Origin of the sequence: Mesorhizobium sp. M2E.F.Ca.ET.209.01.1.1 (assembly GCF_004010375.2) — a bacterium.
Classification (GTDB): Bacteria; Pseudomonadota; Alphaproteobacteria; order Rhizobiales; family Rhizobiaceae; genus Mesorhizobium.
The window spans coordinates 1-339 of sequence record NZ_SADP02000636.1 but is presented as its reverse complement, the minus strand read 5'-3'; the positions used below and the strand labels follow the sequence as shown (position 1 = coordinate 339).

At 59.0% G+C, this 339-nt stretch carries 1 pseudogene; it reads left to right on the top strand.

Annotation, left to right across the window (positions count from 1 at the left end):
• Positions 1 to 182 precede the first annotated feature (182 nt).
• Positions 183 to 339 (top strand): annotated as a pseudogene (locus EN852_RS42860) (M23 family peptidase); the annotation flags it as partial.

The following is a 339-nucleotide window of genomic DNA, read 5'->3' as shown; positions in this document are numbered from 1 at the left end:
CGCGTCAAGGGCCATGCCGAAGAGGTGCTCGAGGCCGTGCGGGCGCTTTGAGGCGGCAGACAACCCATCACCCGCAATGCGCGAATTGGTTACGCGCAAACATTGCGGCCTGCAAAACTTTATTAACCCTAATAATGTGTAATTCCGAGCAGTCGTTGGTGTCGTAACGAAAGCTCGGTCCCGTGAAATCAACCGGTCAGTCAGCGGTTTTCGGCAGGCGCAAGGAGCCCCACACGGTCATTATCGCCCGGGGCAACGAAATAAGGCACTTCACGATCCGACCCTGGCTTGCCGCCTTCATCGGCTCGGCTCTGGCCGCGATCGCCATCGGCTACCTCC